The sequence below is a fragment of the Streptomyces sp. NRRL WC-3618 genome (genome assembly GCF_001280005.1).
In the GTDB taxonomy this organism is placed as follows: domain Bacteria; phylum Actinomycetota; class Actinomycetes; order Streptomycetales; family Streptomycetaceae; genus Streptomyces.
Window position 1 is genome coordinate 1 of the sequence record NZ_LGDW01000299.1, and the last position, 414, is coordinate 414.

Annotated in this window: 1 protein-coding gene; it reads left to right on the forward strand. The window is 71.7% G+C overall.

The window, feature by feature from the left end:
* Window positions 1-414: peptidoglycan DD-metalloendopeptidase family protein (locus ADL01_RS43915; RefSeq protein ID WP_159049601.1), on the forward strand; the 414-nt coding region annotated here is incomplete at both ends.

The following is a 414-nucleotide window of genomic DNA, read 5'->3' on the forward strand; positions in this document are numbered from 1 at the left end:
TCGGCAACTCCCGGAAGTCCGCGAAGGACTGGGTCCTCGGGGGCGTCACCTCCGCCGCCGGGGCCGCGGCCAAGCCGATCCGCGACCTGATCAGCAACATCCCCGGCGCCGACAGCGGGTTCGGGAAGCTGCTGAAGGCCAGCCCTCGAAGCGTCCTCGACGCGGTACTCTCCGCCATCAAGGGCAGCGAGGACTCGCAGGTCGGCGGCGGCCAGTGGGCCAAGCCGGTCGACGCGAAGTACGGCACTAAGTTCGGCGTGGCCGGGCGCATGTGGTCGTCGGGTCGGCATACCGGTCTCGACTTCCCCGCGCCCACCGGCCGGGCCGTGCGAGCCGTCGACTCGGGGTCGGTCTCATCGGTCCGCAGCTCGGGCCCCTACGGCAACCACATCCTCATCTCGCACGGCGGCGGCC